Annotated in this window: 1 protein-coding gene and 1 pseudogene; both read left to right on the plus strand. The window is 30.4% G+C overall.

Translation table 11 applies throughout. The annotated features are described in order from the left end of the window. Positions 1 to 430: pseudogene (locus tag GQF29_RS18145) on the plus strand (hypothetical protein); the annotation flags it as partial. A gap of 68 nt (positions 431 to 498) precedes the next feature. Beyond that, on the plus strand, positions 499 to 2,237 hold a 1,739-nt coding region (locus GQF29_RS18150), incomplete at its 3' end, for a SpaA isopeptide-forming pilin-related protein (RefSeq protein ID WP_272898074.1).

Here is a 2,237-nt window from a genome sequence, read left to right on the forward strand (position 1 = left end):
ATTGAAAGCAACCGATTTATCAAAAACAACAGTGACTTTAGATGATTCAAAGGTTAATTATAAGAAAGCTGGAACATACAAGGCGACTGTTATTGCAAAAGATGAAAGCAATAATGAAACAAAGAAAGAGATTGAAATCATTGTCAAAGAAGAGAAAAAAGAACAGACTGAAAAGAAATCTAATCCATCATCTTCATCAAAAAGTAAAAACTCATCTTCTTCTAGTTCAACATCTGCTAAGTCATCACAAAAATCAAATTCTAGTAAATCATCCTCAGGTTCTTCTGATTCGTCTTCGATAAAGAAAAATGATGATGGTTCGTATTCTGTTCCTGTTGATCCGGATAGTTATTATGAATTTAATGATGGCGCAAATTATTCATATGGTGGTGGAGGTAATTTGGAGTTACCTCCAGAATGGGGATATTAACAATATAATTTTAATAAAATCAAAGGGTATAAATATACTCTTTTTTTGTACGAAAAGTAGGAGGTATTATGTATAAAAAGAAAAAATGCTTTTTTTGTTTGAAAATATTTTTGATATTTATTTTGATAGTTAATGTTGTTGGAATAGATAGCATTAAAAATGTTTATGCAACAAATATTAGTAGTAAAAATGATTATCCTAAACAAAGTGAGGTTAATTATGATGGTAAAGTCACTTATGGTAGTAATATTGTTGGTGATTTTAAAATGGGTGGTAGACAAGCATTTTGTATGCAACATCCGGTTGCAACTCCAGGAACTGGAGTAAAAATACAACAACAAATTTATGATGATAATAATGTTAGAAAAGTGCTATATTTTGGTTGGGGTGGTCCTGAACAATGGAGTGGTTTTGAGAGTCGTGCACATGGAATAGTTGTAACAAGTTTGGCATTAAGTTATTATTATTATGGTGATAATTCATCACCGAAAACGATTAAAAATTTTATGGAATATATAAAAAATAAATCTGTTCCAAATTTTTCTGTGACATTTTCAAAATCAAAAGTAAGTGCATATAGAGATGGAAATGTACAAAGGACTGAAACGGTTACATTAAATAGTGGTAGTGATTTATTTGGTATTGACATTACTATTCCAAAAAATGTAACTTATGTTGATGAAACACATGGAACGAGACAAACTGGTGGAAGTGTTACTATTAAAGGAAAAACGAAGTTTCATTTTGAAGCTCCATTAAATGAAAAGTTGGACTCATGGAATATAAATGATAAAATTTCATCTTTTGCGTTTCAACCTATTATAGCTATTGCTGGAAGTAGTTATCAAACAACAGGCTCTTGGGATTATGTTGAAGATCCATCTAAAACAACATCATTAACAGTTGACTGGTTACAGCTTGGGAGCATTGAAATTACTAAAAATGATATTTATGGTAATTTGATTGACGGAGCTGTATTTAGATTATGGAATAATGATAGTTATGATGAAAATGTAACTGTCACAAATGGAAAAATTAAAGTAGAAAATCTTACAACTGGTATTTATTATTTACAGGAACAGACCGCTCCTAATGGTTTTTTAGTGGACAATACAATTTATACGGTAACGTTAAACGCTGGTGATGAAATTAAGCAGACAGTAACAGATAAGGAACCACAAGGAACGATTACAGTTACGAAAACAAATGATATGGACAATAAAGTCTCTAATGCAAAATTTTATGTCAAAGCAGACGGAGATATTAGAAGTGCTGGTGGAAATCTTTTATATTCTAATGGAGCGATTGTTGATACTTTAACAACCAATGCAAGTGGAGTTGATACAACAGTTGAACTACCACTTGGTAATTACATTGTAGAAGAATATGAGGTTCCACATGGTTATTTGTTAAATAAAAATAAATATAAGGTATCTTTGAAATATGCAAATCAAAACACACCAGTTGTCACAACTTCAACAACCATTTCAAATGATGAACCTTTAGGAACAATTGAATTTCAAAAAGAGATTGATAGCGATGTTACCAACAATTTAGAGGGTGATGTTTTTTTATCTAATTTGAAGTATGGTTTGTATGCTAGAAATGATATTAAGAATGTTGCTGGTACAAAAACATATTATACAAAAGACACATTAATCTCTCAAAAGGTGACTGATGAAAATGGTCGTATTCAATGGACTGATCTTCATATTGGTGATTATTATTTAAAAGAACTGGAAACAAATGATTCATTGCTAATAAATTCAACACCAATCAATGTCAGCTTAACTTATAAGGATATGAA

The sequence above is a fragment of the Coprobacillus cateniformis genome, from assembly GCF_009767585.1.
Lineage (GTDB): Bacteria > Bacillota_I > Bacilli_A > Erysipelotrichales > Coprobacillaceae > Coprobacillus > Coprobacillus cateniformis.